Annotated in this window: 25 protein-coding genes; 13 read left to right on the top strand and 12 right to left on the bottom strand. The window is 66.7% G+C overall.

What is annotated here, in order from left to right:
* Nucleotides 1–138: 138 nt before the first annotated feature.
* The 4 genes from ACWIGM_RS18345 to ACWIGM_RS18330 are packed head-to-tail and all read right to left on the bottom strand — an operon-like array spanning nt 139 to nt 2,808.
* The gene (locus tag ACWIGM_RS18345; protein ID WP_454027387.1) at nt 139–393 is read right to left on the bottom strand and encodes a hypothetical protein; all 255 of its coding nucleotides are present in this window, start codon (nt 391–393) and stop codon (nt 139–141) included.
* Between the two features lie 3 nt (nt 394–396).
* Nucleotides 397–819, bottom strand: a complete 423-nt coding sequence (locus tag ACWIGM_RS18340) for a hypothetical protein (RefSeq protein ID WP_454027386.1) — start codon at nt 817–819, stop codon at nt 397–399.
* Nucleotides 816–1,268 (bottom strand): DNA polymerase III subunit chi, encoded by a 453-nt coding sequence (locus tag ACWIGM_RS18335; protein WP_454027385.1) that lies wholly within the window; start codon nt 1,266–1,268, stop codon nt 816–818. The genes ACWIGM_RS18340 and ACWIGM_RS18335 overlap by 4 nt, the downstream gene beginning before the upstream one ends.
* 46 nt (nt 1,269–1,314) lie before the next feature.
* Nucleotides 1,315–2,808, bottom strand: coding sequence for a leucyl aminopeptidase (locus tag ACWIGM_RS18330; protein WP_454027384.1), 1,494 nt, complete (start codon nt 2,806–2,808; stop codon nt 1,315–1,317).
* A 167-nt stretch (nt 2,809–2,975) separates the two neighbouring features.
* Here ACWIGM_RS18330 and lptF point away from each other — a divergent pair, with 167 nt between their 5' ends.
* Genes lptF through rsmA form a run of 5 tightly spaced genes read left to right on the top strand, consistent with a single transcriptional unit; the run spans nt 2,976 to nt 9,708 of the window.
* Nucleotides 2,976–4,166, top strand: coding sequence for an LPS export ABC transporter permease LptF (gene lptF, locus ACWIGM_RS18325; RefSeq protein WP_454027383.1), 1,191 nt, complete (start codon nt 2,976–2,978; stop codon nt 4,164–4,166).
* On the top strand, nt 4,166–5,254 hold the full coding sequence (gene lptG / locus ACWIGM_RS18320; protein ID WP_454027382.1) for an LPS export ABC transporter permease LptG: 1,089 nt from the start codon (nt 4,166–4,168) through the stop codon (nt 5,252–5,254). Before lptF ends, lptG begins: the two co-directional genes overlap by 1 nt.
* A 36-nt stretch (nt 5,255–5,290) precedes the next feature.
* Complete coding sequence (locus ACWIGM_RS18315; protein WP_454027381.1) at nt 5,291–7,828, top strand: LPS-assembly protein LptD; 2,538 nt, start codon at nt 5,291–5,293, stop codon at nt 7,826–7,828.
* Nucleotides 7,829–7,834: 6 nt separating this feature from the next.
* Nucleotides 7,835–8,854, top strand: a complete 1,020-nt coding sequence (gene pdxA, locus ACWIGM_RS18310; protein WP_454027380.1) for a 4-hydroxythreonine-4-phosphate dehydrogenase PdxA — start codon at nt 7,835–7,837, stop codon at nt 8,852–8,854.
* Nucleotides 8,851–9,708, top strand: a complete 858-nt coding sequence (gene rsmA, locus ACWIGM_RS18305) for a 16S rRNA (adenine(1518)-N(6)/adenine(1519)-N(6))-dimethyltransferase RsmA (protein ID WP_454027379.1) — start codon at nt 8,851–8,853, stop codon at nt 9,706–9,708. The genes pdxA and rsmA overlap by 4 nt, the downstream gene beginning before the upstream one ends.
* Here rsmA and gmk read toward each other — a convergent pair whose 3' ends face one another.
* From gmk to pdxR, 3 genes are all read right to left on the bottom strand, one after another.
* Nucleotides 9,709–10,356, bottom strand: coding sequence for a guanylate kinase (gmk, locus tag ACWIGM_RS18300; RefSeq protein ID WP_454027378.1), 648 nt, complete (start codon nt 10,354–10,356; stop codon nt 9,709–9,711).
* 5 nt (nt 10,357–10,361) lie between these two features.
* Nucleotides 10,362–11,243 (bottom strand): YicC/YloC family endoribonuclease, encoded by an 882-nt coding sequence (locus tag ACWIGM_RS18295; RefSeq protein ID WP_454028020.1) that lies wholly within the window; start codon nt 11,241–11,243, stop codon nt 10,362–10,364.
* 110 nt (nt 11,244–11,353) lie between these two features.
* The gene (pdxR, locus tag ACWIGM_RS18290) at nt 11,354–12,790 is read right to left on the bottom strand and encodes a MocR-like pyridoxine biosynthesis transcription factor PdxR (RefSeq protein ID WP_454027377.1); all 1,437 of its coding nucleotides are present in this window, start codon (nt 12,788–12,790) and stop codon (nt 11,354–11,356) included.
* Nucleotides 12,791–12,880: 90 nt separating this feature from the next.
* Here pdxR and ACWIGM_RS18285 point away from each other — a divergent pair, with 90 nt between their 5' ends.
* Entirely contained in the window at nt 12,881–14,080 is a 1,200-nt protein-coding gene (locus ACWIGM_RS18285) for an MFS transporter (RefSeq protein WP_454027376.1), read from the top strand.
* A gap of 28 nt (nt 14,081–14,108) precedes the next feature.
* Here the strand turns inward: ACWIGM_RS18285 and mltG are convergent, their stop codons facing one another.
* The 5 genes from mltG to fabD all read right to left on the bottom strand — a co-directional run bounded on the left by mltG (nt 14,109) and on the right by fabD (nt 19,147).
* Nucleotides 14,109–15,485, bottom strand: coding sequence for an endolytic transglycosylase MltG (mltG, locus tag ACWIGM_RS18280; RefSeq protein ID WP_454027375.1), 1,377 nt, complete (start codon nt 15,483–15,485; stop codon nt 14,109–14,111).
* Nucleotides 15,486–15,619: 134 nt separating this feature from the next.
* On the bottom strand, nt 15,620–16,885 hold the full coding sequence (gene fabF, locus ACWIGM_RS18275) for a beta-ketoacyl-ACP synthase II (protein WP_454027374.1): 1,266 nt from the start codon (nt 16,883–16,885) through the stop codon (nt 15,620–15,622).
* A gap of 56 nt (nt 16,886–16,941) precedes the next feature.
* On the bottom strand, nt 16,942–17,175 hold the full coding sequence (locus ACWIGM_RS18270) for an acyl carrier protein (protein WP_043236751.1): 234 nt from the start codon (nt 17,173–17,175) through the stop codon (nt 16,942–16,944).
* A 257-nt stretch (nt 17,176–17,432) separates the two neighbouring features.
* Nucleotides 17,433–18,170, bottom strand: a complete 738-nt coding sequence (gene fabG / locus ACWIGM_RS18265; protein WP_454027373.1) for a 3-oxoacyl-[acyl-carrier-protein] reductase — start codon at nt 18,168–18,170, stop codon at nt 17,433–17,435.
* Nucleotides 18,171–18,202: 32 nt separating this feature from the next.
* Nucleotides 18,203–19,147 carry an ACP S-malonyltransferase gene (gene fabD, locus ACWIGM_RS18260; protein WP_454027372.1) on the bottom strand — a complete coding sequence of 315 codons (945 nt, stop codon included), beginning with the start codon at nt 19,145–19,147 and terminating at the stop codon, nt 18,203–18,205.
* A 345-nt stretch (nt 19,148–19,492) separates the two neighbouring features.
* Here fabD and rpsF point away from each other — a divergent pair, with 345 nt between their 5' ends.
* From rpsF to radA, 7 genes are all read left to right on the top strand, one after another.
* Nucleotides 19,493–19,939 (top strand): 30S ribosomal protein S6, encoded by a 447-nt coding sequence (gene rpsF, locus ACWIGM_RS18255; protein WP_427361908.1) that lies wholly within the window; start codon nt 19,493–19,495, stop codon nt 19,937–19,939.
* 2 nt (nt 19,940–19,941) lie between these two features.
* Nucleotides 19,942–20,187: a 30S ribosomal protein S18 gene (gene rpsR, locus ACWIGM_RS18250; RefSeq protein ID WP_038367644.1), complete on the top strand. Its 246-nt coding sequence runs from the start codon at nt 19,942–19,944 to the stop codon at nt 20,185–20,187.
* Between the two features lie 152 nt (nt 20,188–20,339).
* Nucleotides 20,340–21,284 carry a DUF2232 domain-containing protein gene (locus ACWIGM_RS18245; RefSeq protein WP_454027371.1) on the top strand — a complete coding sequence of 315 codons (945 nt, stop codon included), beginning with the start codon at nt 20,340–20,342 and terminating at the stop codon, nt 21,282–21,284.
* A gap of 36 nt (nt 21,285–21,320) precedes the next feature.
* The gene (rplI, locus tag ACWIGM_RS18240; protein ID WP_454027370.1) at nt 21,321–21,884 is read left to right on the top strand and encodes a 50S ribosomal protein L9; all 564 of its coding nucleotides are present in this window, start codon (nt 21,321–21,323) and stop codon (nt 21,882–21,884) included.
* 152 nt (nt 21,885–22,036) lie between these two features.
* Nucleotides 22,037–23,530, top strand: a complete 1,494-nt coding sequence (locus ACWIGM_RS18235; RefSeq protein WP_454027369.1) for a replicative DNA helicase — start codon at nt 22,037–22,039, stop codon at nt 23,528–23,530.
* Nucleotides 23,527–24,657, top strand: coding sequence for an alanine racemase (gene alr / locus ACWIGM_RS18230; RefSeq protein ID WP_454027368.1), 1,131 nt, complete (start codon nt 23,527–23,529; stop codon nt 24,655–24,657). Before ACWIGM_RS18235 ends, alr begins: the two co-directional genes overlap by 4 nt.
* A 7-nt stretch (nt 24,658–24,664) precedes the next feature.
* A complete protein-coding gene (radA, locus tag ACWIGM_RS18225; protein WP_454027367.1) occupies nt 24,665–26,065 on the top strand; it encodes a DNA repair protein RadA in 1,401 nt (466 codons plus the stop codon).
* Nucleotides 26,066–26,166 lie beyond the last annotated feature (101 nt).

Genomic DNA, 26,166 nt, shown 5'->3' with positions numbered 1-26,166 from the left:
CTCGGCATCAGCCCTGCTGCTAGGGCTGGCCCGGCCTGACGATCCGGTTCAGGCTATAGATCTCGCCTCAGCCGCGGAGGAACGGCTGATGCTGAGCAAGGAGCTGGAGAGCGCCTGATGCGCTTTACTCGACGACTCTCATTGCGGCCATCCGCCGCCATTTCGATTGCGGACCCGTGTGCGAGCAGCATCCAGCAACGCGCGATAATCGGCGTCCATCGCCTCCGGCACATTGCGTTCAAGTGCCGAATTAAGAGCGTTCAACGCCCAAAGCTCGGAATCGTCCAAGATGACATCTCGAATGGTTCGACCACCTTTGTCATCGAACCAACGGTGCAACAGCTCGGACAGGACCAAAATCTCGTCCTGTCCGATATCGAGAACCTTCGACATCACTCAGCCCTGCTGCTCGGGCTGGCCCGGCCTGACGATCCGGCTCAGACGGTTGTCGGTGAACATGTAGATCTCGCGATTGCCCGGTTCGGAATAGAGCACCTGGACCTCGCGCTGGCCCCTGCCATTGTCGCCGATCAGCACGTCGGTCGGCCGCTTGGCCTTGAGCCTGACGAGTTCGCATTCGGTGATGCCGACCGCGATCTCCTTCGGTGGCGGCCGCGTCGACGGATCGAGCGAGACATCGGCGCTGCACTCGCCCTCCGGCGTCAGCATCGCTTCCTGCGTCGAGACACGGGCCGTGGCGCTGCTGCTGCGGGTGCCGCGCTCGTCGGAGACGAAGGAAAATCCGCCCATGTCGACGGAACAGCCGGCGAGCGCAGCCGCCAAAATGGAGACAACGCCCAGGGCAACAGGAACTTTCACGCTTTCTTCTCCCAGCGGCCGGTCTCGTCCTGCTGCCAATAAGTGGCGGCGATGCCGAGCGTCCGCAGCTTTTTCCAGTCTTCACGAGCCGAGGCGAGCGCATCGGGATCGTCGCCGTCGAACATCAGGATGACGCGCTCGTAGGCCTCCAATGCGTCCGGAATGCGAACACCGTCGACGCAGAAGCGAACCTGCGCGCCGTTCGGGTTGTCGGAGGCGGTGGTGAGCACGATCGGATTGATCGCGGCGTCCGGCTCGGACGCCGTCGCATGCGGCAGGAAGGACTCGTCCGCATAGGTCCAGAGCCGATCGTCGAGCCCGGCCAGGCGCTCGCGGCTCGATAGTTCGACCACCGCCTTCCAGCCACGGGCGAGCGAGCGCTCGAGCAGGGTCGGAATGACCTGCTCGAGCGGGCGTCCCTGCAGATGGTAGAACAGGGCCTCAGCCATAACCAAATTAACTCAAACTCTTATGCAATTCGGTTGATAATCCGAATCAGCTCTCGTAGTGATCTGTCACTAGCCGATCGAGCAAGCGCACGCCCCAGCCCGAACCCCAGGAGCGGTTGGTCTCGCTGTTCAGCGAGCCCATGCCGGTGCCGGCGATGTCGAGGTGCGCCCAGGGCGTGTCGTTGACATGGCGCTGCAGGAACTGCGCCGCCGTGATCGAGCCGCCATGGCGGCCGGCCGAGTTCTTCATGTCGGCGAACTTGGAATCGATCATCTTGTCGTAGGCGGGCGAGAGCGGCATGCGCCAGACCGTCTCGCCGGTCGCCTTGCCGGCAACCGAGAGCCGCTCCGCCAACTCGTCGCTGTTGGAGAACAGCCCGGCATTCTCCTGCGCCAGCGCGACCAGGATCGCGCCGGTCAGCGTCGCCAGATTGACCATGAAGACCGGCTTGAAGCGCTCCTGCGTGTACCAGAGCACGTCGGCGAGGACGAGCCGGCCTTCGGCATCGGTGTTGATGATCTCGATGGTCTGCCCGGAGAGCGAGGTGACGATGTCACCCGGCCGCTGGGCCTTGCCATCCGGCATGTTCTCGACCAGGCCGATCACGCCGACGGCATTGACCTTGGCCTTGCGGGCGGCGAGCGCCTGCATCAGACCGGTGACGCAGGCCGCACCGGCCATGTCGCCCTTCATGTCCTCCATGCCGCCGGCCGGCTTGATCGAGATGCCGCCGGTGTCGAAGGTCACGCCCTTGCCGACGAAGGCGACCGGCTTGTCGCCCTTGCCGCCGCCGTTCCAGCGCATCACCACGACGCGGCTCTCGCGATGCGAGCCCTGGCCGACGCCGAGCAGCGCCCGCATACCGATCTTCTTCAGTTCCTTCTCGTCGAGGATCTCGACCTCGACACCGAGCTTCTCGAGCTTGCCGGCACGCTCGGCGAACTCTTCGGGGAACAGAACGTTCGGCGGCTCGTTCACGAGGTCGCGAGCAAGCTCGACGCCGCCGGCAATGGCCTCGCGCGCCTTGAGCGCCTTCTTCACCGCTGCGGGGTCGTCGACGCGCAGCGTCACCGTCTTCGGTTCGGACTGGTCCTTGTCGCGGCTCTTGGTCTTGTAGCGGTCAAAGGCATAGCTCCTCAGCCGCAGGCCGAGCCCGATCTCGGCGATCTCGGCGGCCGAGAGCTCGCCCTCCGGCAACGCTGCGATGATGTCGGCGCTGCGGCCGTGCCCGAGCTTGCCGGCGATGGCGCCGCCGAGCGCGGCGAATTCGAGCCTTCCGCGTTCGGCCGCCGGCCCGGTCCCGATCAGGATCAGGCGCTCATAGCCCGCCCCGTCCGGCGCGAGCAGCGTCACTCCGGAGAGCGCCTTGCCCTTGAAGCGCTCGGCGGCGGCCGCGCGCGCGATCAGGGCATGGGCGCCCGGGCCGATCCACTCTTCCACGGCCTTCGGCGGCGCCAGCCTGTCCGAGACAAAGATGACCAGATCGTCCCCGGCAATGGCGTTCAGGGCTTTGACCTCAAGCTTCAGGCGCTGCGACATCGAAGGCTCATCGGTTACAGGAAAGGAGCGGACCGGGATCGGGGCTCGCAAAGGCCACAAACGATTCCCGTTTGCGCCATGATCGAAGCTATACCATAGGGAGTTCGAGGCGAGCCGTCCAAGGGGAGCGCCTTCTTCAAGGATGGCAGCCCCAGGATCCTCACCGCGTGCGTTTCGGACTTCTCGACCGCTACATCCTGAAGATCGCCACCAGCGCGGCGGTGATTCTGCTCGTCGGCCTGACCAGCGTGATCTGGGTGACGCAGGCCCTGCGCGAGGTCGACCTGATCACCGGCAAGGGCCAGACCGCGCTGATCTTCTTCACCGTGACCCTGCTCTCGCTGCCGGCACTGATCGCCGGTATCGCGCCGGTCGCGCTGTTCATGGCGACGCTCTACACCCTCAACAAGCTCAACAGCGATTCCGAGCTGATCGTGATGAATGCGGCCGGCGTCGCGCCACGCCGACTGACCCGGCCCTTCATCGTGCTGACGCTGATAACCGCCGCTTTGGTCGGCTGGATGTCGCTCGGGGTGATGCCGGCCGGCTTCCGGGCGCTGCGAGACCTGATCACGCTGATCCGCGCCGACTTCGTCGCCAATGTGGTGAAGGAAGGCCAGTTCGTCTCGCTCGATTCCGGCGTCACCTTCCACTATCGCGAGAAGCAGGGACAGGCCCTGCTCGGCATCTTCATGCAGGATCGGCGCGACCCCAACCAGCCGGCGGTCTACATCGCCGAGCGTGGCCAATCGGCCGAAGCCGGCGGAAACAGCTTCCTGATGCTGGAAAAGGGCACGATCCAGCGCGAGAGCCGCAACCAGAACTCGAGCTCGATTATCTCGTTCGAGCGCTATGCGCTCAATCTCTCCGCGCTGACGGGCGACGCCGATGGCGTCGGCGGCGGAGACGGCGACAAGGTGATCTACAAGCCACGCGAGCGCACGACCTGGGCGCTGCTGACACAGGACCGGAACGAGCCCTATTACAAGATTCAGGAGGGCCGTTTCCGGGCGGAGCTGCACAATCGCCTGTCCGCGCCGCTCTACCCGATCGCCTTCATGCTGGTCGCCTTCGCCATCCTCGGCGAGGCGCGCACGACCCGCCAGGGCCGCGCCGCCGCGATCCAGATCGCCATCTTCCTGGTCGGCGCCATCCGAATTGGCGCCTACGCCGCCTGGACCGCCAGCGTGCGCTCGCCCCTCGCGGCTGCCCTGCTCTATATCCTGCCGCTCGCAACCATCCTCCTCTCGGCCCTCGCCATCGGCTTCGGCTCGCGCACCCGTGTCTTCATCGACCAGCTGACGGAGCCGCTGATCGCCCCCCTCCTCGCCTTTACGGCACGTTTCCGGCGCGCCTGATGCTGCTGTTCAAGACCTTCGGCCGCTATCTGACGGCGCGCTTCCTGCGTGCGATCTTGAGTGTGTTCGGCACCTTCTTCTTCCTGATCGCGACGCTCGACTTCGTCGAGCTGATGCGGCGCGCCGGCGATTCTCCCACCGCGACGACGCCGAGCATCATCCAGCTCGCGCTCTATCGCGCCCCCTCCGTCGCCGAGCAGATCTTCCCGTTCGCGGTGCTGTTCGGCGGCATGTTCGCCCTGCTCAATCTCAGCCGGAAGCTGGAGCTGGTCGTCGCACGCTCGGTCGGCATCTCCGCCTGGCAGTTCCTGCAGCCGGCAGCGCTGGTCGCCGGGCTGGTCGGCCTCGTTTCGATCGGCATCTACAATCCGGTCGCCGCCGAGCTGAAGCAGCGCGCCACCGCGCTCGAAGCCTCGCTCTTCGTCCGTACCGGACAGGTCGTCGGCGGCAAGGAAATCTGGATTCGCCAGCGCAGCGTCGACGGCCAGGCGATCATCCGCGCGGCCGCAGCCCTGCAGGATGGGGTGGGGCTCGCCCAAGTCGCCTTCTTCACCTTCTCGCCCGATGGCGGCTTCAGCGAGCGCATCGAGGCGAAGCAGGCGGTGCTCTATCGCGGCTATTGGGAATTGTCGGAGGCGCGCGTCACCTCGGCCACGGAAGAGCCACAGACGTACTCGACATACCTGGTCGCGACGACGCTGGAGCCCGACCAGGTGCGACAAAGTTTCACCCCGCCCGACTCCGTCGGGTTCTGGTCGATGCCGGCCGTGCTGGACCGCACCCAGAAGGCGGGACTCGACACGACACGCTACGAATTGCGCTATGAATCCCTCAAGGCACGGCCGTTGCTGCTGATCGCGATGATCCTGGTGGCAGCATCCGTTTCCTTAAGATTTTTCCGGTTTGGTGGTGTGACCAGATTGGTGGTAGGTGGCGTCGCGGCCGGGTTCATGCTCTATGTTGCGACACAGTTATCTGAAGAGCTGGGCTCATCGGGGATCGTCAACGCCTCGGTGGCCGCTTGGCTGCCCGCAGTCGTGGGCACGCTACTCGGCGCACTTGCCCTGCTCCATCAGGAAGATGGCTGAGAATACGGTGGCTATGGTTAATTTTGGATTGAGTTCATGGCTTCCGGCGTAAGACGCATCACGCGCCTTGCGGCTGCGACCGCGCTGGCGACCACCCTCGCCCCGGTCCTTGGCTGGACGAGCCTTGCCTATGCCCAAACTCCGGCGGCCAAGCCGCAGGAGCGCATGGTCGTCGACGCGCGCGAGCTCGTCTACGACAAGGACAACAACACCGTCTCGGCGGTCGGCGATGTCCAGATTCTCTATCAGGGCCGGACGATCGAGGCCGACCGCGTCGTCTACGACCGCCAGAGCAAGCGCGTCGTCGCGACCGGCAACGCCCGCATCACCGAATCCAACGGCACCGTGATCACCGGCGACCGTTTCAACCTGACCGACGATTTCCGCGACGGCTTCATCGATTCGCTGCGCGTGGTGAACACCGACAAGACCCGTTTCTCGGCGCCGCGCGCCGAGCGCACCGACGGCGAGGTCTTCGTCTTCGACAAGGGCATCTACACCGCCTGCGAACCTTGCGTGGACCAGCCCGAACGCCCGCCGTTCTGGCAGGTGCGCGCCGCTCGGATCATCCACAAGAAGTCCGAGCAGATGATCTATTACGAGGAAGCTCGGCTCGAATTCGCCGGCGTCCCGATCGCCTACATCCCCTTTATGTCGGGGCCGGACGCGACCGTTAAGCGCAAGACCGGCTTCCTGGCGCCGAAGTTCATCAACACCTCGGCGCTCGGCTACGGCGTCGGCCTGCCCTATTTCATCAACCTCGCGCCGAACTACGACCTGACGGTCACTCCAACCTACCTCTCGCGCCAGGGCCTCCTCGGCGAGGTCGAGTGGCGGCACCGCTTCGTCAACGGCTCGTACAACATCCGCGCCGCCGGCATCTTCCAGCAGGAGAAGGAAGCCTTCCTGCCAAGCCCCTTCGGCGCCGGCGACGACAAATTCCGCGGCTCGATCGAGAGCTCGGGCAAGGTGTTCATCAACCCGCGCTGGAATTTCAGCTGGGATGTGGCCGGCTCGACCGACCGGTTCTTCTTCAAGAACTACCGGATCCGCAGCGAGAGCATCACTGCCTCGACCTATCTGCAGGAATCGACCTCGACCGTTTCACTCAACGGCCAGACCGCGGATGCCTGGTTCGACATGCGCGGCTACTATTTCCAGCCGCTGACCTATTACGACTGGCAGAAGCAGCAGCCTGTCGTCGGACCGGTGGTCGACTACAACAAGCGAATCCACAAGCCGTCGATGATCGGCGGCGAGCTCTCCTTCACCGTCAATCTGACGCATCTGTCGCGCGAAGCAGCCGCTTTCAAGGAGCTGCCGCTGCAGAAGAGCTATCTGATCTCGACGCCGCAATACTCGCTGTTCGACGGCTGTGCGGTCTACCAGAAGGGCCAGTGCCTGGTGACGGGCCTTGCCGGCTCGATCGCGCGCGCCACCGCCGAGGTCGACTGGCGGCGCAATTTCGTCGACCCGATCGGCCAGGTCTGGACGCCCTATGCCTCGCTCCGGGCCGACGTGTTCTCGATCAACCCGAACACGACCAACTACGCCAACGCCAATGTCAGCACGATCGCGGACGTCTCCGACGAGGTCTTCGGCCGCGCGATGCCGGCGATCGGCCTGATGTACCGCTTCCCCTTCGTCGCTTCGACGTCCTGGGGCACGCATATCCTCGAGCCGGTCGCGCAGGTCGTGGCCCGCCCGAACGAGACCAACAGCCTGCGCGTCGCCAACGAAGATTCGCAGAGCCTGGTCTTCGACGACACCAACCTGTTCGAATGGAACAAGTTCTCCGGCTACGACCGGGTCGAGGGCGGCAGCCGCGCCAATGTCGGCCTGCGCTACAGCGGCACCTTCGGCAAGGATTCCTACGCCAACCTGCTGGTCGGGCAGTCCTACCATCTCGGCGGCCGCAACTCCTACGCCAGCGGCGATCTGGTCAATACCGGCCTCAATTCAGGGCTGGACACCCGGCGCTCCGACTATGTCGCCAAGGCGCAGTTCCAGCCGTTCAGGGGCCTGCTGCTGCAGGCCGGCGGTCGCTTCGACGAGTCGACCCTCGAGCCGCAGCGCGTCGATGCCTCGGCAGCGTTCAGCTACAAGTTCCTGGCGACCACGGTCGGCTACAGCCGCTACGAGCCGCAACCGGATCTGGGCATCCCGCGCCGCCGCGAAGGCTTGAGCATCAGCCAGTCCGTCTCGTTCGCCCAGTACTGGAGTGTGCGCGGCAGCGTGCTGTTCGACCTCGACAAGTTCAAGTACGACCGCGAGCGCTATCGCGATGCGCTGTCGCTCTACATGGCGAACCCCGCCGCCTACGCGAACCCGGTCTATCCGAACACCGGCCCGTTCCAGACGGCATCGGCGTCATTGGGGCTGCGCTATCAGGACGAGTGCACGATCTTCGACGTGTCCTATTCGCAGTCCTATGCCGACCGGCAGGCGGGCTCGACCAAGGATACCCGGACGGTCATGTTCCGCCTCGAACTGCGCACGCTCGGCGAGATCAGCTATTCGCAGAATCTCGGTGCGTCCAGCGCTGGCGACGGCGTCTCCTCCAGCACCCGCTGAGCGCGCTTGTCGCGGCACCTGCTCGCCCTGACACAAGGCGATCCGGCCGGGATCGGCCCGGAACTGGCGCTCGCCGCCTGGCGGCAGCGCGAGGAGCGGGCCGTTCCGCCCTTCGCCTATCTCGGCAATGCCTCGGCGCTCGCCGGATTGGCGCAGAGGCTCGGCCTCGAGGTGCCATTGCGCCCCGTCGGCTGGGACGAGGCTGAAGCCTGTTTCGCGACCGCCCTGCCGGTGATCGAACTCGACAACCGTTCGCCGGCAACCGCCGGGATTCCCGATCCCGCGAACGCGGCCGGTGTAATCGAAGCGATCGAGCGGGGTGTTGAAGCAGTCGAGACCGGGCGGGCTGCGGCGCTCGTCACCAACCCGATCGCCAAGAGCGTGCTCTACGCCGCCGGCTTCCGGCATCCGGGACATACCGAGTTCCTGGCGGAGCTGGCGGGCCGTGGCCGAGACGCCACGCCGCTGCCGGTGATGATGATCTGGTCGGAGGAGCTCGCCGTCATTCCGGTGACCATCCATATTCCGCTGGAAGCAGTACCCGAGCAATTGACGACGGAATTGATCGTCGAGACCGGCCGGATCGCTGCGGCCGATCTCAAGCGCCGCTTCGGCGTTGCCCGGCCGCGGCTGGCGCTCTGCGGCCTCAATCCACATGCCGGCGAAGGCGGCGCGCTCGGCAAGGAGGATGCGGCGGTGATTGCGCCTGCTGTCGAGCGGTTGCGGGCGCTCGGCATCGAGGCGAGCGGCCCCTATCCGGCCGATACGCTGTTCCACGCACGGGCACGCGCCGGTTACGACGTGGCGCTCGGCATGTATCACGACCAGGCGCTGATTCCGATCAAGACGATCGCCTTCGACGACGGCGTCAACGTTACGCTCGGCTTGCCCTTCATCCGGACCTCGCCGGACCACGGCACCGCCTTCGACATTGCCGGCAAGGGCATTGCACGGCCGGACAGCCTGTGCGCGGCCTTGCGGCTTGCGGCCCGCATGGCCGAGGCCGAGCGCGGAACAGAGGCATGAGCAGCGCCACCGCCCAGGACGGATTGCCGCCACTGCGCGAAGTGGTCGAACGCCATGGGCTGATGGCGCAGAAGGCGCTCGGCCAGAACTTCCTGTTCGATCTCAACCTGACCGGCCGGATCGCCCGCGCCGCCGGCCCGCTCGAAGGCCAGACCGTCGTCGAGATCGGCCCCGGCCCGGGGGGACTCACCCGCGCTTTGCTGGCGAACGGAGCTGGCCGCGTCATCGCCATCGAGCGCGACCGGCGCTGCATGCCGGCGCTGGCTGAGATCGGCGCGCATTATCCGGGACGGCTGGACGTCGTCGACGGCGATGCGCTCGCGGTCGACCTCTCCGGCCTGCTCGGCGGCAGCCCGGCCCGGATCGTCGCGAACCTGCCCTATAATATCGGCACGCCGTTGCTGGTCGGCTGGCTCAGCGCCGAGCCCTGGCCGCCCTGGTGGAGCTCGCTGACGTTGATGTTCCAGCGCGAGGTCGCCGAGCGCATCGTCGCGACGCCGGAGCAGCGCGCCGCCTATGGCCGGCTCGCCGTGCTCGCCAACTGGCGCTGCGAGACGAAAATTCTGTTCGACGTGCCGAAGACCGCCTTCGTGCCGCAGCCGAAGATCACCTCCTCGATCGTCCACCTCGTGCCGCGCCAGCAGCCGGAGCCCTGCGACAGGCGTTTGCTTGAACGGGTGACGCTCGCCGCCTTCGGCCAGCGCCGGAAGATGCTGCGCCAGAGTCTCAAGGCCGTGCTCGCCGAGCCGGCGGCGATGATCGAAGCCGCCGGCCTGTCGCCGACCATGCGGGCCGAGGAGGTCTCGGTCAGCGGCTTCGTCGCGCTCGCCAACGCCTTTGCCCAGCAGAGCTGATCAGCTGGTCTTCTCGCCCAGCAGGGTTTCGACGAATGCCGGCATGCCAGTGGCACGGCTGCGCTTCAGCCGTTCGGCGGCCAGGATCGAGCGAACCGCCTCATAGGCGGCGCCGAGATCATCGTTGATGATGACGTAGTCGTAGACATTCCAGCGCGCGATCTCGTCGCGGGCATTGGCGAGCCGCCGCGCGATCACCTCCGGCGCGTCTTCGGCGCGCCGGACCAGGCGCGAGCGCAGCTCGGCCATGGACGGCGGCAGGATGAAGATCGCGACGACGTCCTCGCGCGCCTTCTCCAGGATCTGCTGCGTGCCTTGGTAGTCGATGTCGAACAGGACATCGCGCCCGGCCTTCAGCGCCTCCTCGACCGGCCTGCGCGGCGTGCCGTAGCCATTGCCGTGAACCTCGGCTGATTCCAGCAGGTCGTCACGCTCGCGCAGCAGATCGAAAGCGTCGCGCTCGATGAAGCGGTAATGGACGCCGTCGATCTCCGACGGGCGGCGCTCGCGCGTCGTCACCGAGATCGAGAGGTCGAGATTGGTTTCCTTCTGCGACAAGGTCCGCGTCAGCGTCGACTTGCCGGCGCCCGACGGCGACGACAGGACGAGCATGAGGCCGCGGCGAGCCGGACGGATGAGATCGGCCATTACGGTCACTCCACGTTCTGGACCTGCTCGCGCAGCTGGTCGACGGTCGTGCGCAGCTCCAGCCCGATCCGCGACAGGCCGGGGTCACCGGCCTTGGCGCAGAGCGTCGAAGCCTCCCGGCCGAACTCCTGCGCCAGGAAATCGAGCTTGCGGCCGATCGGCCCGCCCTGTGCGAGCAATTCGCGCAGCGCCGCGACATGGGCATGCAGTCGGTCGATCTCCTCGCGGATATCGGCCTTTACCGCCAGCAGCGCCGCCTCCTGGTGCAGGCGCTGCGGCTCCAGCGCGGTGCTCGCTTCCAGCAGCGCGGCGATTTGCCCGGCAAGGCGGGCGCGGATGGCTTCGACGCTGCGGCCGGGGTGAGCTTCAGCCTCGAGCGTCAGGCGGGCGATCGTGTCGAGATGGCCGGAGATGATCGCCTCCAGCGCCCGCCCCTCGGCGAGCCGCGCCTGCTTCAGCGCCGCGATCGTTTCGGCGAGTGCCGCGAGCACCGGCTTTTCGAGATCAGACAGCGCATCCCCGCTATCTTCAGAGACCTCGACGACACCGCGGATCGCCAGCAGGCCGTCGAGCGTCGCCGGAGCGATGCCTATGGGCAGCTTCACCTGGCTCGCGGCTTCGATCAGGGCGGCGAGCGCCTCCTGGTTGATGCGCGGGCGCGGCGCCGAGGCTTCGCTGGTGATGGCGAGGCTGACATGCAGGGTGCCGCGGGTGAAGGCGGCAGAGAACTGCTTGCGGCCCGCCTCGGAGAAGCTGTCGAAACCGGCGGGGACGCGGACGCGGACATCGAGGCCACGACCATTGACGCTGCGGACCTCCCAGGCCCAGGCATGCATGCCGATGGTCCCGGCCACCCGGGCGAACCCCGTCATGCTCTCGATCGCCATATCGCTCATAACCCCTTCAGGAATGCGGCGGGACCGTAGAGAGGCGCCGCGCCGGTCGCAAGCTGCCGGCGCAGCAAATCTGGGAACAGAAGAGACCTCTCTGCCCCCGCTCAGTCGGCAGGCGGGCCACTTCCCGCCGTAAACGCATAGGCTGCCTCGCCAAGCCGCCTCGCGGCTGCGGCCAAATCGCGGCTGTCATGTCCTGAAAAACCGAGGATGAAGCCCTCCGTGCCGCTCGGGGCCAGGCTGGCCTCGGACAGCAATCTTGTCTCGACCGCAGCCATCGCACGGATACGGGCGCCGGCATCTGCGGGAAGGCCGGCTGGCAAATAGGCGACCATGTGCAGGCCCTGCGGCGGCACGACGATGCGCAGGCGGCCGCGCCCTGCCTCCGCCAGGACGGAGGCAACGGTTTCGCGAGCTTGACGATAACGCAGGCGGGCCCGCCGAAGATGTGCGGCAAACGCGCCGTTCGACATCAGCTCGGCCACAGCGTCCGACAGGAAGGCGGAAGGAAATCGATCGGCGGCGCTCCTGGCCCTTATCACCCGTTCGGCAACCCTCCGGGGCAGGACGAGATATGCCAGGCGCAAGGAGGGAAACAGCGTCTTCGAGAAGGTACCGCTATAGATCACGCGCTCGCCGCCGAGGCCGGCCAGAGCCGTAAGGGGTGGCCCGGCATAGCGAAACTCACTGTCGTAGTCGTCTTCGATGATCCAGGCCTGCGCCGCATTCGCCCAGTCCAGCAACGCCACCCGCCGCGCCATGCTCATGGTGACGCCGGTCGGAAACTGATGCGAGGGGGTGACATAAGCGGCCCGCGCCAGCGGAGCGAGCTTTCGGCCCTCGTCGATCCTGATGCCCTCGCCATCGACGGGAACCGGGATCAATCGCATGCCGACGGCGCGCAGGGTACCATGGGCCGCATAATAGCCCGGCTCCTCCAGCCAGATCGCATCGCCAGGGCAAAGCAGGGCTTCGGCGCACAGGCGCAAGCCCTGTTGCGTGCCGCTGGTGATCATGATGCAGCCTGGATCGCAACGAATGCCTCGATTTGCCGCAAGGTGACGGGCGACCTCCGTTCGAAGCGAAAGACTGCCGCGCGGATCGCCATAACCGAGCTGGTCGGCGCTCGCCGCAACGATGTGATGGCGAACGCTCGCGCCGAGGTGGCGCAAAAGGCCACCATCGACATAGGTCCGCCCCAGGGCGAAGGCCCGGCTCGGAAGGATTTCGACATCGAGCGCGGCGGGAGCCGCGGCTGACTGCGCCTCCGGAAGATTTGCAGCCACATAGGTGCCGGAGCCTTGCCGGGCGTCCGCCAGCCCGTCGCTGAGAAGCTGTTCATAGGCCGCGATGATGGCATTGCGCGACATGCCCAGTTGCGCGGCCAGCGCCCTGCTGGATGGCAGCTTCAAACCGGGGCTCAAATAGCCGTCGACGATCGCCACCCGCAACGCTGCGTGAACCCGGGAGGCTTGATTGGGGATGCCCGGATCCAATGCGATCGGCAGATCAAGCGTTCGCTGCGGTAAAGTGGTTGCCATACTTGCCATCAAAGTGGGCCTAGTAGCGACCACTTTCGCCATGCGACGCCATGAAAGTCAAAAAAGGCGACCCTCGGAGGCTGACGAATCATGCGCGGAATCGGTGTGGGCTTGCTGTTCGTCGGCGCGTTGCTGACCGCGACAGGTTATGGCGCGACGTTCTTGCTGACGGAGCATTTCCGCAGCCTCGGCGGCAGCGAGATTGAGACAGGCAAGGCTCTCGCCGGCGCCATGGTCGGCACCTTTATCGGCGTTCCCCTGATCGGATGGATTGGTACCCGTTTCGGCGGTGCCCGCCTTGCTGCCATCGGGGCTGTACTGGTGGCCGCCGGGTATCTGCTCCTGGCCGGTATCACCTCCCTCTCCAGTACCATCCTGGTCGCCGGCTTTATGGTTGGTTGCGGCTGGGGGATGTTCTATCTGGCTGCTCCGATGGCAGTCTCGGAGCGTGTGAGCGATCTCGATCGCGGCTTCTGGTTTACGCGCTTCGGCGCGTTTCAGATGGCCGGCATCGGCGGCGGCCCGGCCTTGGCCTTGTTTCTCGTCGACACGCTCGGCTTGTCGACAGCCTCGCTCTTCCGCCTGCTCGCGCTTGGTTGTCTCTGCGCCGCGACCTGTCTGTGGGCCTTCGAGGTGACGACGCCCCGGCCAGCGCGGCCCGCTCCAGGCAGCACCGGGGCGCCGAAAAACTGGGTGTCATCGATCGTTCCACTGGCGAGCACCAGGGCGATCTATCCAATTCTCATGGTCGGAATTGGCGCTTGTGTCTTCACAGGCATGCTGACGTTTCAAAGCTCGCTGGCGCGCGGCGGCGGCCTCGATGCCAGCCTGTACTTCACGACCTATGCTCTCGTGGTCGTCGTGGCGCGCTTTGCGCTCGCGCCCGCCATCAACCGCGCCGACGGCAATCGGATGTCGGTGCTGTTGCTCATCCTGATGTCGGCTGGCGTCCTGGTCTATTTCGCCATCGGCTATGGCGCGCCGGTGCAGATCGTCAGCGGCATCCTGCTGGGGCTCGGCTATGGGCTGGTCTACACCGTCATTCAGACGCAAGTCGTCAACGATGCGCCGGCAGTTCACCGCACCGGCGCTCTGACATGGTTCGTCATGTCATACTTCATCGGAGTTTTCGGCTTCCCGGCGATCGGCGGCTGGCTGATCGTCCATTGGGGCACACAAGTCTTCCTTGCGGTCGTCCTTGCCTGTGCCTTGGCCGAGCTTGCTATGGCCCTGGCGCGGAATCGATCTCGCGCAAGTGCTGATTCCACGCTGAGCGCCCCCCGCCCCTAATCGGCATCGAGCATCGCTCTCGCACGCATCAGGGCTTCAGCTGCGGCACCTGTTTCGGGCTGTTGAGGTCAAAAGTCTTGTTCAGCAACGGATCTCGCGTCGTGCCTTCCGAAGCATCGAAGGCGCGCGCCCGGGTGCCCGCCGGGCCGCTCGACCCGTCGGCCTGGCCTGCGGCAGCGCGGCGATTGCCTGGAACGGGGAAGGTTTCCGGCTCGCTCTGGTTGTCCGAGCGGCTGGTGGCGGGCGCCTCGGTGCGCTGATCGGGTGCCGGCGGCGGCTCGGCCCGGTCGACACCGCCATCGACAGCCGGGCGGCCGGAGTCGCGCCGGGCCGATTCGACCTGACGCCAACGCGCGACGTTGCGGTTGTGCTGCTCGAGGGTCTCGGCAAAGGCGTGGCCACCGCTGCCGTCCGCGACGAAGTAGAGATCCTTGGTCCGCGAATGATTGACGACCGCCTCCAGCGCCGCACGGCCCGGATTGGCGATCGGCCCCGGCGGCAAGCCCTCGATCACATAGGTGTTGTAGGGGGTCGCCTGGGCGATTTCGGGACGCGTGATGCCGCGGCCGAGCGTGCCCTTGCCGCCGACGAGGCCGTAGACGATCGTCGGGTCGGATTGCAGCTTCATCTTGCGGTTCAGCCGGTTGATGAAGACGCCGGCGACGCGCGGGCGCTCATCGGCACGGCCGGTCTCCTTCTCGACGATCGAGGCGAGGATCACCAGCTCCGCCGGCGTCTTGATCGGCAGATCGGCCGGCCGCTTGGCCCAGACCTCGTTGAGGATACGGCGCTGGTCGCGCGTCATCCGGTCGACGATGGCCTGGCGGGTCGAGCCGCGCTGGAACTTGTAGGTGTCGGGCAGGATCGCGCCCTCGCGCGGAACCTGCATGACGTCGCCGGCGAGCATGTCGTTCTGCTGCAGGCGGGCCATGATCTGCTCGCTCGTCAGCCCTTCGGGAATGGTGATCGAGTGTTCGACCGCCTTGCCCTCGGCGATGACGTCGAGGATATCCTTCTGGCTGGCGCGCGCCTTGAACAGGTATTCGCCAGCCTTGAGGCTCGCCGCCTTGCCGGAGGTATAGGCCGCGACCTTGAAGGCCCAGGGATGCTCGATCAGCCCTTCGCGCTGCAGCAGATCGGCGATCTCCGTCACCCCGTTCTCCTTCGGGATGATCAGGACGCGATCGGTCGCGAGCGGGCCGGGAGCCTTGCTGCGGCTGTCGAGATAGGCGATGCCACCACCGAGGGCGCCGGCCAGAATGAGGGCCGTCGTGAACAGCCCGCTGAGCAGAGCGACAAAGGGCGAGCGCCGGCGCTTGCGCACCTTCGGCGGCGGGGCCGGCGGGGCAACGGGCTTCAGCGCTTCGTTGGGGCTCCGCGGCGCAACGCGAGGCGGCTGGCTCATGATGCTTTCGCCTGATTTCCTGACATCACGGCCGGCTGTGCCGGCGTCGACACCAGCCTGTCGGCCGGACCGCGGCATTCTTGCACGACGGCGGCGACAGGCTAGCGAAAATTGTGGCGAAAGCGCGCTTCTCCTCAGTCGGCGAAGCGGCGCATCACCAGCGAGGCATTGGTGCCGCCGAAGCCGAACGAATTCGACAGGGCGACGTCGACTTTGCGCTTCTTGGCCTTGTGCGGCACGAGATCGAGCTCGGTCTCGACCGAAGGGTTGTCGAGATTGATCGTCGGCGGCACGACCTGGTCGCGGATCGCCAGCACCGAAAAGATCGCCTCGATCGCACCGGCAGCGCCGAGCAGATGGCCGGTCGCCGACTTGGTCGAGGACATGGCCGGCCGCTGCGGAGCGTTGGCAAGCAGGCGCTCGACGGCGCGCAATTCGATCTCGTCGCCGACCTGCGTCGAGGTGCCGTGCGCATTGATGTAGTCGACATCCGAGGCGCGCAAGCCAGCGCGCTTCAGCGCCGCCTGCATGCAGCGATAGGCGCCGTCACCATCCTCGGAGGGTGAGGTGATGTGATAGGCGTCGCCCGACATGCCGTAGCCGACGATCTCGGCATAGATGCGCGCACCGCGCGCCCTGGCGTGCTCGAGCTCCTCGAGCACGACCACACCGGCGCCCTCGCCCATGACGAAGCCGTCGCGATCCTTGTCATAGGGGCGCGAGGCCTTCTCGGGCGTCTCGTTGAAGCCGGTCGACAGCGCCCGGCAGGCGCAGAATCCGGCGATGCCGATGCGGTTGATCGCCGATTCGGCGCCGCCTGCCAGCATGACCTCGGCATCGCCGAGCGCGACCATGCGGGCCGCATCGCCGATGGCATGAGCCCCGGTCGAGCAGGCGGTGACGACCGCGTGGTTCGGCCCCTTCAGCCCATGCTCGATCGAGACATAGCCGGCGGCGAGATTGCTGAGGCGGCCGGGGATGAAGAACGGCGAGAGCCGGCGTGGGCCGCGTTCCTTGAGCAGAAGCGAGGCCTCATAGATGCCGCCGAGCCCGCCAATGCCGGAGCCGATGGCGACGCCGGTCGCGATCTGATCCTCGTAGCTCTCGGGCTTCCAGCCGGAATCACGCAGCGCCTGCGTCGCCGCAGCCATCGCGAAGATGATGAAATCGTCGACCTTGCGCTGCTCCTTCGGCTCCATCCAATCATCGGGATTGAAGGTGCCGTTCGAGCCGTCGCCACGCGGAATGTTGCAGGCGATCTGGGCCGGCAGGTCGGAGACGTCGAAAGTGGTGATCGGGCCGGCGCCGCTTTCGCCAGCCAGAATGCGTGACCAGCTCGGCTCGACCCCGCAGCCGAGCGGGGTCACCATGCCCAGTCCGGTGACGACGACACGTCGCATCGGTCTTCCTCAATTCAGCTCCGGCGCGCGTGAAGCGCGCCGGGGCCAAGGCCTTGTCAGGCCGACTTCGACAGGAACTTGACCGCGTCGCCGACGGTCACGATCGTCTCGGCCGCGTCGTCCGGGATCTCGACGCCGAACTCTTCCTCGAAAGCCATGACCAGCTCGACCGTGTCGAGGCTGTCGGCACCGAGGTCCTCGATGAAATTGGCGCCCTCGACAACCTTCTCCGGCTCAACGCCGAGGTGCTCGATCACGATCTTCTTCACGCGCTCGGCGACATCGCTCATGGGTCTTTCCCTCAAACCTCGAAAACACACCGCTGACAGCGACGCGTGGGTGAAAACTGATTTCCCGGCCCGGATCCTTCGCCTGGCGGCGGACCACGCCGGGAGTTCATGGCTGCACAAACGCAACAACCGGGCCGGCGTCAAGTCCCTTGAACACCGATCGGCGCTTGGCCGGCAGGGTCATTAACACACTCGTAATGGGCTGGCGAGAGCGCAACCCAAACCTTTAAGTGTGCAAAAAATCCCGTCTAAACGGCTCAGATCATTACCATTCCGCCGTTGACGTGCAGGGTCTGCCCGGTGACGTAGCCGGCCTCGTCGCTGGCGAGATAGGCGACAGCAGCGGCAACGTCCGCTCCCTGCCCGAGACGCCCCATCGGAACGTCGGCCAGAATGCCCTCGCGTTGCTTGTCGTTCAGTGCGTCGGTCATCGGCGACTCGATGAAGCCCGGCGCGACGACGTTGACGGTGATGTTGCGGCTCGCCACTTCCGCAGCCAGCGACTTCGACATGCCAACCAGCCCCGCCTTGGAGGCGGCATAGTTGCCCTGCCCGGGATTGCCGCCGGTACCGACGACCGAACCGATCGAGATGATGCGGCCATAGCGCCGGCGCATCATGGTCTTGACCGCGGCACGCGAGAGCCGGAAGGCGGCGGTGAGGTTGACGGCGAGGACGAGGTCCCAGTCATCATCCTTCAGACGCATGAAGAGGTTGTCGCGGGTCACGCCGGCATTGTTGACGAGGATGTCGAGCCCGCCGAGCTTGGCCTCGGCCGCCGGCACCAGCGCCTCGACCGAATCGCGGTCAGACAGGTCGCAAGGGGTGATCTCGATCCGCTCGCCCAGCTCCTTCGCCAGTGCCTCCAGCGCCTCGACGCGAGTGCCGGACAGAGCGACGGTCGCGCCCTGCGCGTGGAGCCGGCGTGCGATGGCGCCGCCGAGGCCGCCGGTCGCGCCGGTGACCAGCGCCTTCTTACCCGTCAGATCGAGCATATTGCCTCCCTTGTCCCGGCTCTGGCGCCGGTTCAGCCCTTCTGGGCCTTGTAAGCCGCGATATCGTCGGGCGAACCGATCGACACCGCAGCCGTTCCCGCCGCGATGCGCTTGACCAGACCGGCGAGCACCTTGCCCGAGCCGACCTCATAGAACTGGGTGACACCGGCGGCGGCCATCGCCTCGACGCATTCGCGCCAGCGCACGGTACCGGTGACCTGCGCCACCAGCGAGGCGCGGATCGCGGCCGGATCGCTGAGCGGAGCGGCGCCGACATTGGCCATCACCGGCACGACCGGCGCCTGCATCGAGACCTCGGCGAGCGCCGCCTGCATGGCTTCGGCCGCCGGCTGCATCAGGGCGCAATGGAAGGGCGCGGAGACCGGCAGGAGCATGGCGCGACGCACACCGCGCTCGCCGGCGAGCGCGATCGCCCGCTCGACCGCCGCCTTGGCGCCGGACAAGACGACCTGACCGCCGCCATTGTCGTTGGCCGCCTGGCAGACCTGGCCCTGCGCGGCATCGGCTGCGATGGCGCGGGCCTGATCGAGCTCGACGCCGAGCAGCGCCGCCATCGCGCCCTCGCCGGCCGGCACGGCCTTCTGCATCGCATCGCCACGAATGCGCAGCAGGCGGGCCGTGTCACCGATCGAGAAGGTGCCGGCCGCCGCCAGCGCCGAATATTCGCCGAGCGAGTGGCCGGCGACGAAGGCCGCGTCATTCTTGAGCGAGAGCCCGGCCTCGGCCTCGAGCACACGGATCGCGGCGAGGCTCGTCGCCATCAGTGCCGGCTGGGTATTGGCCGTCAGGGTCAGCTCTTCGCCGGGGCCTTCCCACATCAAGGTGGAGAGCTTCTGCGAGAGCGCGGCATCGACCTCGTCGAAGACGGCACGCGCCACCGGGAAGGCTTCGGCAAGCGCCTTGCCCATCCCAACTGCCTGCGAACCCTGCCCCGGAAAGATGAACGCCGTCGCCATATCGCACTGGTCCTGAAAACGATGCTTGGTTAACAAGTTGGGGCGCACTCGCACCGTGCAGCCGACCAAGTCAAGGCGTTTACGCGACGAAAGTCGACTTGCACCGGCATTTTCCGGTGTTTTCCGCTTGCATGATGGCCTGCCTCGCTGTAACGACCGCCTCGGTTTGTTCGGCCGGAGGCTGAACGGACGGCGAGGCGATTCCCACAAGGAAGCGTTTCGTAGGCTCCTCATTGAAGGACCGCCGTCCCGTGTCTCCGCCTTCGAAGAAATCCTGTCGGGCCTTTATCCAGGGCTCGGAGGGCTCCGCGTCGGACGAAACCGGTGAACGAAGAAAGGCCAATCATGGCATTGTACGAGCACGTTCTGCTCGCGCGGCAAGATGTCAGCGCGCAGCAGGTCGAGGCCCTTGTCGAGCAGTTCAAGGGCATCGTCGAGGCAAATGGCGGTTCCGTCCCCAAGGTCGAGTACTGGGGTGTGAAGTCGCTGGGCTATCGCATCAAGAAGAACCGCAAGGCGCATTATTCGCTGCTGAACATCAACGCTCCCGCGGCGGCCATCGCCGAGATGGAGCGCCAGATGCGCATCAACGAAGATGTGCTGCGCTTCATGACCATCCGCGTCGAGGAGCTCGAGGAAGGTCAGTCGGTCATGCTGCAGAAGCGCGACCGCGACGAGCGCAGCGATCGCTTCGATCGTGGTCCGGGCGGCGACCGCTTCGATCGCGGCCCGCGCCGCGAGCGCCCGCGTCGTGAAGACGAAGCGACCACCGAGACCGCTGGGGAGGCCTGAGCATGTCGACTGCATCCGCTGGCGCCCGCCGCCCCTTCTTCCGCCGCCGCAAGTCCTGCCCGTTCTCGGGCGAGGGCGCGCCGAAGATCGACTACAAGGATGTGCGCCTGCTCTCGCGCTACATCTCCGAGCGCGGCAAGATCGTGCCGTCGCGCATCACGGCCGTCTCGGCCAAGAAGCAACGTGAGCTCGCCCAGGCGATCAAGCGCGCCCGCTTCCTTGGCCTGCTGCCTTACGTCATCCGCTGAGCGGGTGAGGATTTCCCCGGCGGCGCCCAGCGCCGCCGGGTCTTCCAAGAACTGACACGACTTAGTCGCCAGGCGGTGAAAACCCGTCTGGTATGTTGAGGCGATCAGCCTCTCACCCTGCCCTTTTCGAGCAGCGGGACAGCAGGACGGACATGCTACCTATCGTCGGCATCGGCGCCGGGCTGGTCTCAGCCCTTCTGTTCACAGTGGTGATCACCGGATCGCCGCTGGCGCTGCTGTTGTCCTATGTCGCCCCGCTTCCGGTCTTCATCGCTGCGCTCGGCTGGAACCACCGCGCCGGACTGGTGGCGGTCGCTGCCGGCACGCTCGCCGTCACCGTCGTGCTCAAGCTGTCGCTCGGCCTCGCCTTCGCGATCGGCGCGGCGCTGCCGGCCTGGTGGATCGCCTATTTGGCCTTGCTCGCCCGCAACGACGGCCAGGGCAACAGCGAGTGGTATCCGCTCGGGCGCCTGCTGGCCTGGATCGCCACCGTCGCGACGCTGGTGACGGTCGGCGGCGCGCTCGCCATCTCGACCGATTTCGAGACCTATCACCGCGTGATGACGCACGGCCTGCAGCTGGTGCTAACCGGGGGCCAGGGCATCGGCCCGGTAGTCCGACTGCCTGCCGGCGTCGATGCCGGCGAGCTCGCTGCGCGGCTCGCAGCCTTGGTCCCTGCTGCCGCCGGTGCCTCCTTCGTGCCGATGATCGTCGCCAATCTCTGGCTGGCAGCGAAGGCGGTCCAGCTTTCCGGCCGGCTCCCGCGGCCTTGGCCTTTCATCCCGTCGACCCGTTTGCCGCCCCTGGCCGTGGCAGGCCTCGTCGGCGGCATCCTGCTGAGCCTCGTCGGCGGGTTCGTCGGCCTTGCGGGCGCAGCTGTCGCCGGCGCTCTGATCGCTGCATTCGGGCTCGCCGGGCTTGCCGCCATTCACGATCTCAGCCGCGGCAAGGCCTGGCGGTCGCCAACCCTGTTCGCGCTCTATCTCGCGCTGGTGATCATGCTGATCACCGTCTTCCCGTTTCTCGCGCTGCTCGGCATCGCCGATGCGCTGATCGATCTTCGCCGGCGCAAGCCGCCGGCGTCGCCTGCTGCCTGAACCAACGCCTATTCACGAACTCAAAGGAGAAGACCCATGGAAGTGATCCTGCTCGAACGCGTCGCCAAGCTCGGCCAGATGGGTGAGACCGTGCGCGTGCGCGACGGCTATGCCCGCAATTTCCTGCTCGCCCGCGGCAAGGCCCTGCGCGCCACCGAGGAGAACAAGAAGCGCTTCGAGACCCAGCGCGCCCAGCTCGAGACCCGTAACCTCGAGCTGAAGCGCGAGGCCGATTCGGTCGCGCAGAGCCTGAACGGCCAGTCGGTCGTGATCCTGCGCCAGTCGGGCGAGTCCGGCGTGCTCTACGGTTCGGTCTCGACCCGCGACATCGCCGAGGCTCTGAGCGCCGCCGGCTTCTCGGTCGACCGCAACCAGGTCACGCTCAACACCCCGATCAAGACGCTCGGCCTGCACACCGTCCCGGTCGTGCTGCATCCGGAAGTCTCGGTCACCGTGACCGTGAACGTCGCCCGCTCGGCTGAAGAGGCCCAGCGCCAGGCCGCCGGCGAGAACGTCACCGCCCGCGAGGAGTTCGACCTCGACGATCTCGGCCTCGAGGTTGGTGCGGCGCTGGCCGAGGCCGGCGACGACGACCGCTGAGCCCTTTCAGAGGCTTGCACGAGTCAATGGGCGCCGTGGCAACACGGCGCCCTTTTTCATGTGCTGTGGACAGTGGGGCCGACTCGGTGCTAATAGGAATGTTCTTATTTTGTTCAGGTTCATGACTCGCCGGCATTGACCTATCCAGAGCCATGTCCAGCGCCACCGCCCTCGTCGCCCGCCTCGAGACAAACCAAGAGGCGAATTTCCGCGTCCAGCCGCACAATATCGAGGCGGAGCAGGCGCTGCTGGGCGCCATCCTGGTCAACAACGACGCGTTCTACCGGGTCTCGGACTTCCTGCAGCCCGAGCACTTCTTCGAGGAGCTGCACCGGCGGATCTTCGAGCTGATGAGTAGCATGATCCGGGCGGGCAAGATCGCGACGCCGATCACGCTCAAGACCTTCGTCGGCGAGATCGACCTCGGCGGCATCACCGCGCCGCAATATCTCGCCCGGCTCGCGGCCGAGGCGACGACCGTCATCAACGCCGCCGACTATGGCCGGACCATCTATGACCTCGCCATCCGCCGCCAGCTGATCGGCGTCGGCGAGGAACTGGTCAACGTCGCCTATGACGCGCCGGTCGAGATGGCGCCGCGCGAGCAGATCGAGGATGCCGAGCGCAAGCTCTACGCGCTCGCCGAGAAGGGGCGCTACGAGGGCGGCTTCCAGAAGTTCGACGGGGCGCTGCGGCTCGCTATCGACATGGCCGCGAGCGCCTTCCAGCGCGCCGGCGGCCTCTCCGGCATCTCGTCCGGCCTGCGCGACCTCGACCAGCGCATGGGCGGCCTGCAGCGCTCCGACCTGATCGTGCTCGCCGGCCGCCCGGCCATGGGCAAGACCTCGCTCGCCACCAACATCGCCTTCAACATGGCCAAGGCCTGGCGCGGCGAGCGCCAGGAGGATGGCTCGATCAAGTCGGTCGACGGCGCCATCGTCGGCTTCTTCTCGCTCGAAATGTCGGCCGACCAGCTGGCCACCCGTATCGTCGCAGAGCAATCCAGCATCTCGTCCTACAAGATCAGGCAGGGCCGCATCACCGAGGCGGATTTCGCCCGGCTGACCGACGTTGCCGCCCAGATCGAGAAGCTGCCGCTCTATATCGACCAGACCGGCGGCATCTCGATCGCCCAGCTCGTCGCCCGCGCCCGCCGGCTGCAGCGCCAGAAGGGGCTCGACGTCCTGTTCATCGACTACCTCCAGCTCCTCTCCGGTTCGTCGAAGAAGGGCGAGAACCGCGTGCAGGAGCTGACCGAAATCACCACCAGCCTGAAGGCGCTGGCCAAGGAGCTCAACGTCCCGATCATCGCGCTCTCCCAGCTCTCGCGTCAGGTCGAAAACCGCGATGACAAGCGCCCGCAGCTCTCGGACCTGCGTGAATCCGGCTCGATCGAGCAGGACGCCGACGTGGTTATGTTCGTCTATCGCGAAGAGTACTATCTCAAGGCCAAGGAGCCCCGGCCGGGCACCGATGAGCACAACAAATGGGTGATGGAGATGGAGGCGGCCCATGGGCTCGCCGAGCTCATCATCGGCAAGCAGCGCCACGGCCCGACCGGAACCGTCGCCCTGCAGTTCGACGCCGACGTGACGCGCTTCTCCGACAGGGCCGACCAGAGCCATCTACCGGAACGCCTTGAATGAACGCCTTCGACACGCCCGAGAATGCCGGCCACGGCGCCATCCTGACAATCGACCTCGGTACGCTCGTCGCCAATTGGCGCATGCTGAAGCAGCGTGCCGGCACGGAGGCCTCGGCGGTGGTCAAGGCCAATGCCTATGGCATCGGCATCGAGCCAGCCGTCACGGCCCTTGCCAAGGCTGGCTGCAAGACCTTCTTCGTCGCGCATCTCTCAGAAGCGGTTCGGGCCCGTGCGGTCGCACCTGAGGCGACGATCTATGTGCTCAACGGCCTCGCGCCGGAAACAGGCGGGATTTATGCCGAGCACGACCTTTCTCCGGTGCTGGGCTCGCATGAGGAGCTGCTCGAATGGGCCGGATTCCGGCAGAGCGGCGCCAGAGTCAGGCAGGCGGCGCTGCATGTCGACACGGCGATGAACCGGCTCGGGCTCTGGCCGGGCGAAGGCCTCGACCTGGCGCGCGAGAAGAGCGGCGTGATCGCCGCCGCTGGGATCGGGCTGGTGATGAGCCATTTTGCCGCCTCGGAGGTAATCGACGACCCGGCCAATGCCCGGCAGATCGCAGCCTTCGCCGAGATCGCCGCTGCCTTTCCCGGCGTGCCAGCCTCGCTGCTGAACTCGTCCGGCCATTTCCTCTCGGGCTGTCCATCCTACCAGCTCACCCGCCCGGGCTATGCGCTCTATGGCGGCAATCCGACGCCCGGAAAGCCGAATCCGATGCAGCCCGTGGTCGGGCTCGAGGCGCAGATCATCCAGCTGCGCGAGGTCGAGGCCGGGACGCAGGTCGGCTATAACGGCACCTGGACGGCGAAAAGCCGGCGCAAGCTCGCGACCATCTGCCTGGGCTATGCCGACGGCTATCCGCGCAATGGCAGCTGGACCGATCGCTCGCAGGGCGGCTCGGCGCTGGTCGGCGGCGTGCGCTGCCCCTTCGTCGGTACGGTCTCGATGGACCTGATCATCGTCGACGTCTCCGACGCCCCCGCCGATGCGGCCCTACGCGGCGCGCCGGTGACGCTGATCGGCGGCGAGCTCGATCTGGAGGCGGTCGGCGCCGGCGCCAAGACGATCGGCTACGAGATCCTGACCAGCCTCGGCCGCCGCCATGCGCGGCGCTATGTCGGGCTCTAGGGCGTAAATGGCCAAGCGCGGCCCGACTTACATCTGCCAGGCCTGCGGCGCGGTCTACCACCGCTGGCAAGGCAAGTGCGATTCCTGCGGCACCTGGTCGTCTCTGTCCGAGGAGGCGCAGGCCGCGCCGGTTCCCGGTGGCGGCCGGCCGCCCTCGGGTGGGCGCGCGCGCGGTCGCATCTTCGCGCTGGAGAGCCTGAAGGGCGAGACGCAGGACGCGCCGCGCATCGTCTCCAGCATCGGCGAGCTCGACCGTGTCACCGGCGGCGGCTTCGTGCCGGGCTCGGTCCTCCTGATCGGCGGCGATCCCGGCATCGGCAAGTCGACGCTGCTTATGCAGGCCTGCGCCGCCATGGCGATGACCGGCCGGCGCGTCGTCTATGTCTCCGGCGAGGAATCGACCAGCCAGGTCCGCCTACGCGCCCAGCGCATGGGCCTCGCCGAGGCGCCGGTCGACCTCGCGGCCGAAACCAATATCGAGGACATCATCGCGACCCTCGGCCAGGGCGAGCGCCCTGCCCTCGTGGTGATCGATTCGATCCAGACCATGTGGTCCTCCGAGGTCGAGAGCGCGCCCGGCACGGTGACCCAGGTGCGCGGCTCGGCCCAGGCGCTGATCCGCTATGCCAAGACCTCCGGCGCCTGCCTGATCTTGGTCGGCCACGTCACCAAGGATGGCCAGATCGCCGGGCCGCGCGTGGTCGAGCACATGGTCGATGCCGTGCTGTCCTTCGAAGGCGAAGGCACGCACTCCTTCCGCATTCTGCGCGGCCAGAAGAACCGTTTCGGTGCGACCGACGAGATCGGCGTCTTCGAGATGACCGGCGCCGGCCTCTCCGAAGTCGGAAACCCCTCTGCCCTGTTCCTCGCGGGACGCGACCAGGACGCACCGGGCGCCGCTGTGCTCGCCAGCATCGAAGGCACGCGGCCGGTGCTGGTCGAAATCCAGGCGCTGGTCGCACCGAGCGCACTCGGCACGCCGCGCCGCGCCGTGGTCGGTTGGGAGAACAGCCGTCTCGCCATGGTGCTGGCCGTGCTGGAGACGCATGGCGGCCTGAAGCTCGGCCAGCACGATGTCTATCTCAACGTTGCCGGCGGCCTGCGCGTCGGCGAGCCGGCGGCGGACCTTGCCGTGGCCGCCGCGCTTGTCTCCTCGCTGACCGGCGCTATCCTCCCCTCGGGCGCGGTTCATTTCGGCGAGATCGCCTTGTCGGGCGCGATCCGACCCGTCTCGGTCGCTGCAGCGCGGCTGCGAGAGGCTGCCAAGCTCGGTTTCGAGAGCGCCGTCCTGCCTTCGGCGGGAGCCGATATCGGCGACGGAAACGGCCTGAGACTGCGGCGCCTTAGCCACGTTGGCGAACTCGTTGCAGAAATCGCGGCGAGCGCCCCTCGCCGCAGTGCAAAATGAGCCGACTGCATGGGTGACGCGCGGCACGCGAGCGGGTATAGCAAAATCCGCCCGGCCCACCCATTTGACGCGTGCCGGCCCCGATTTTGCAGCGAAGCGGC

This window comes from Allobosea sp. NPDC055332 (assembly GCF_053645455.1).
This window is presented reverse-complemented; position numbering and strand designations above follow the sequence as displayed.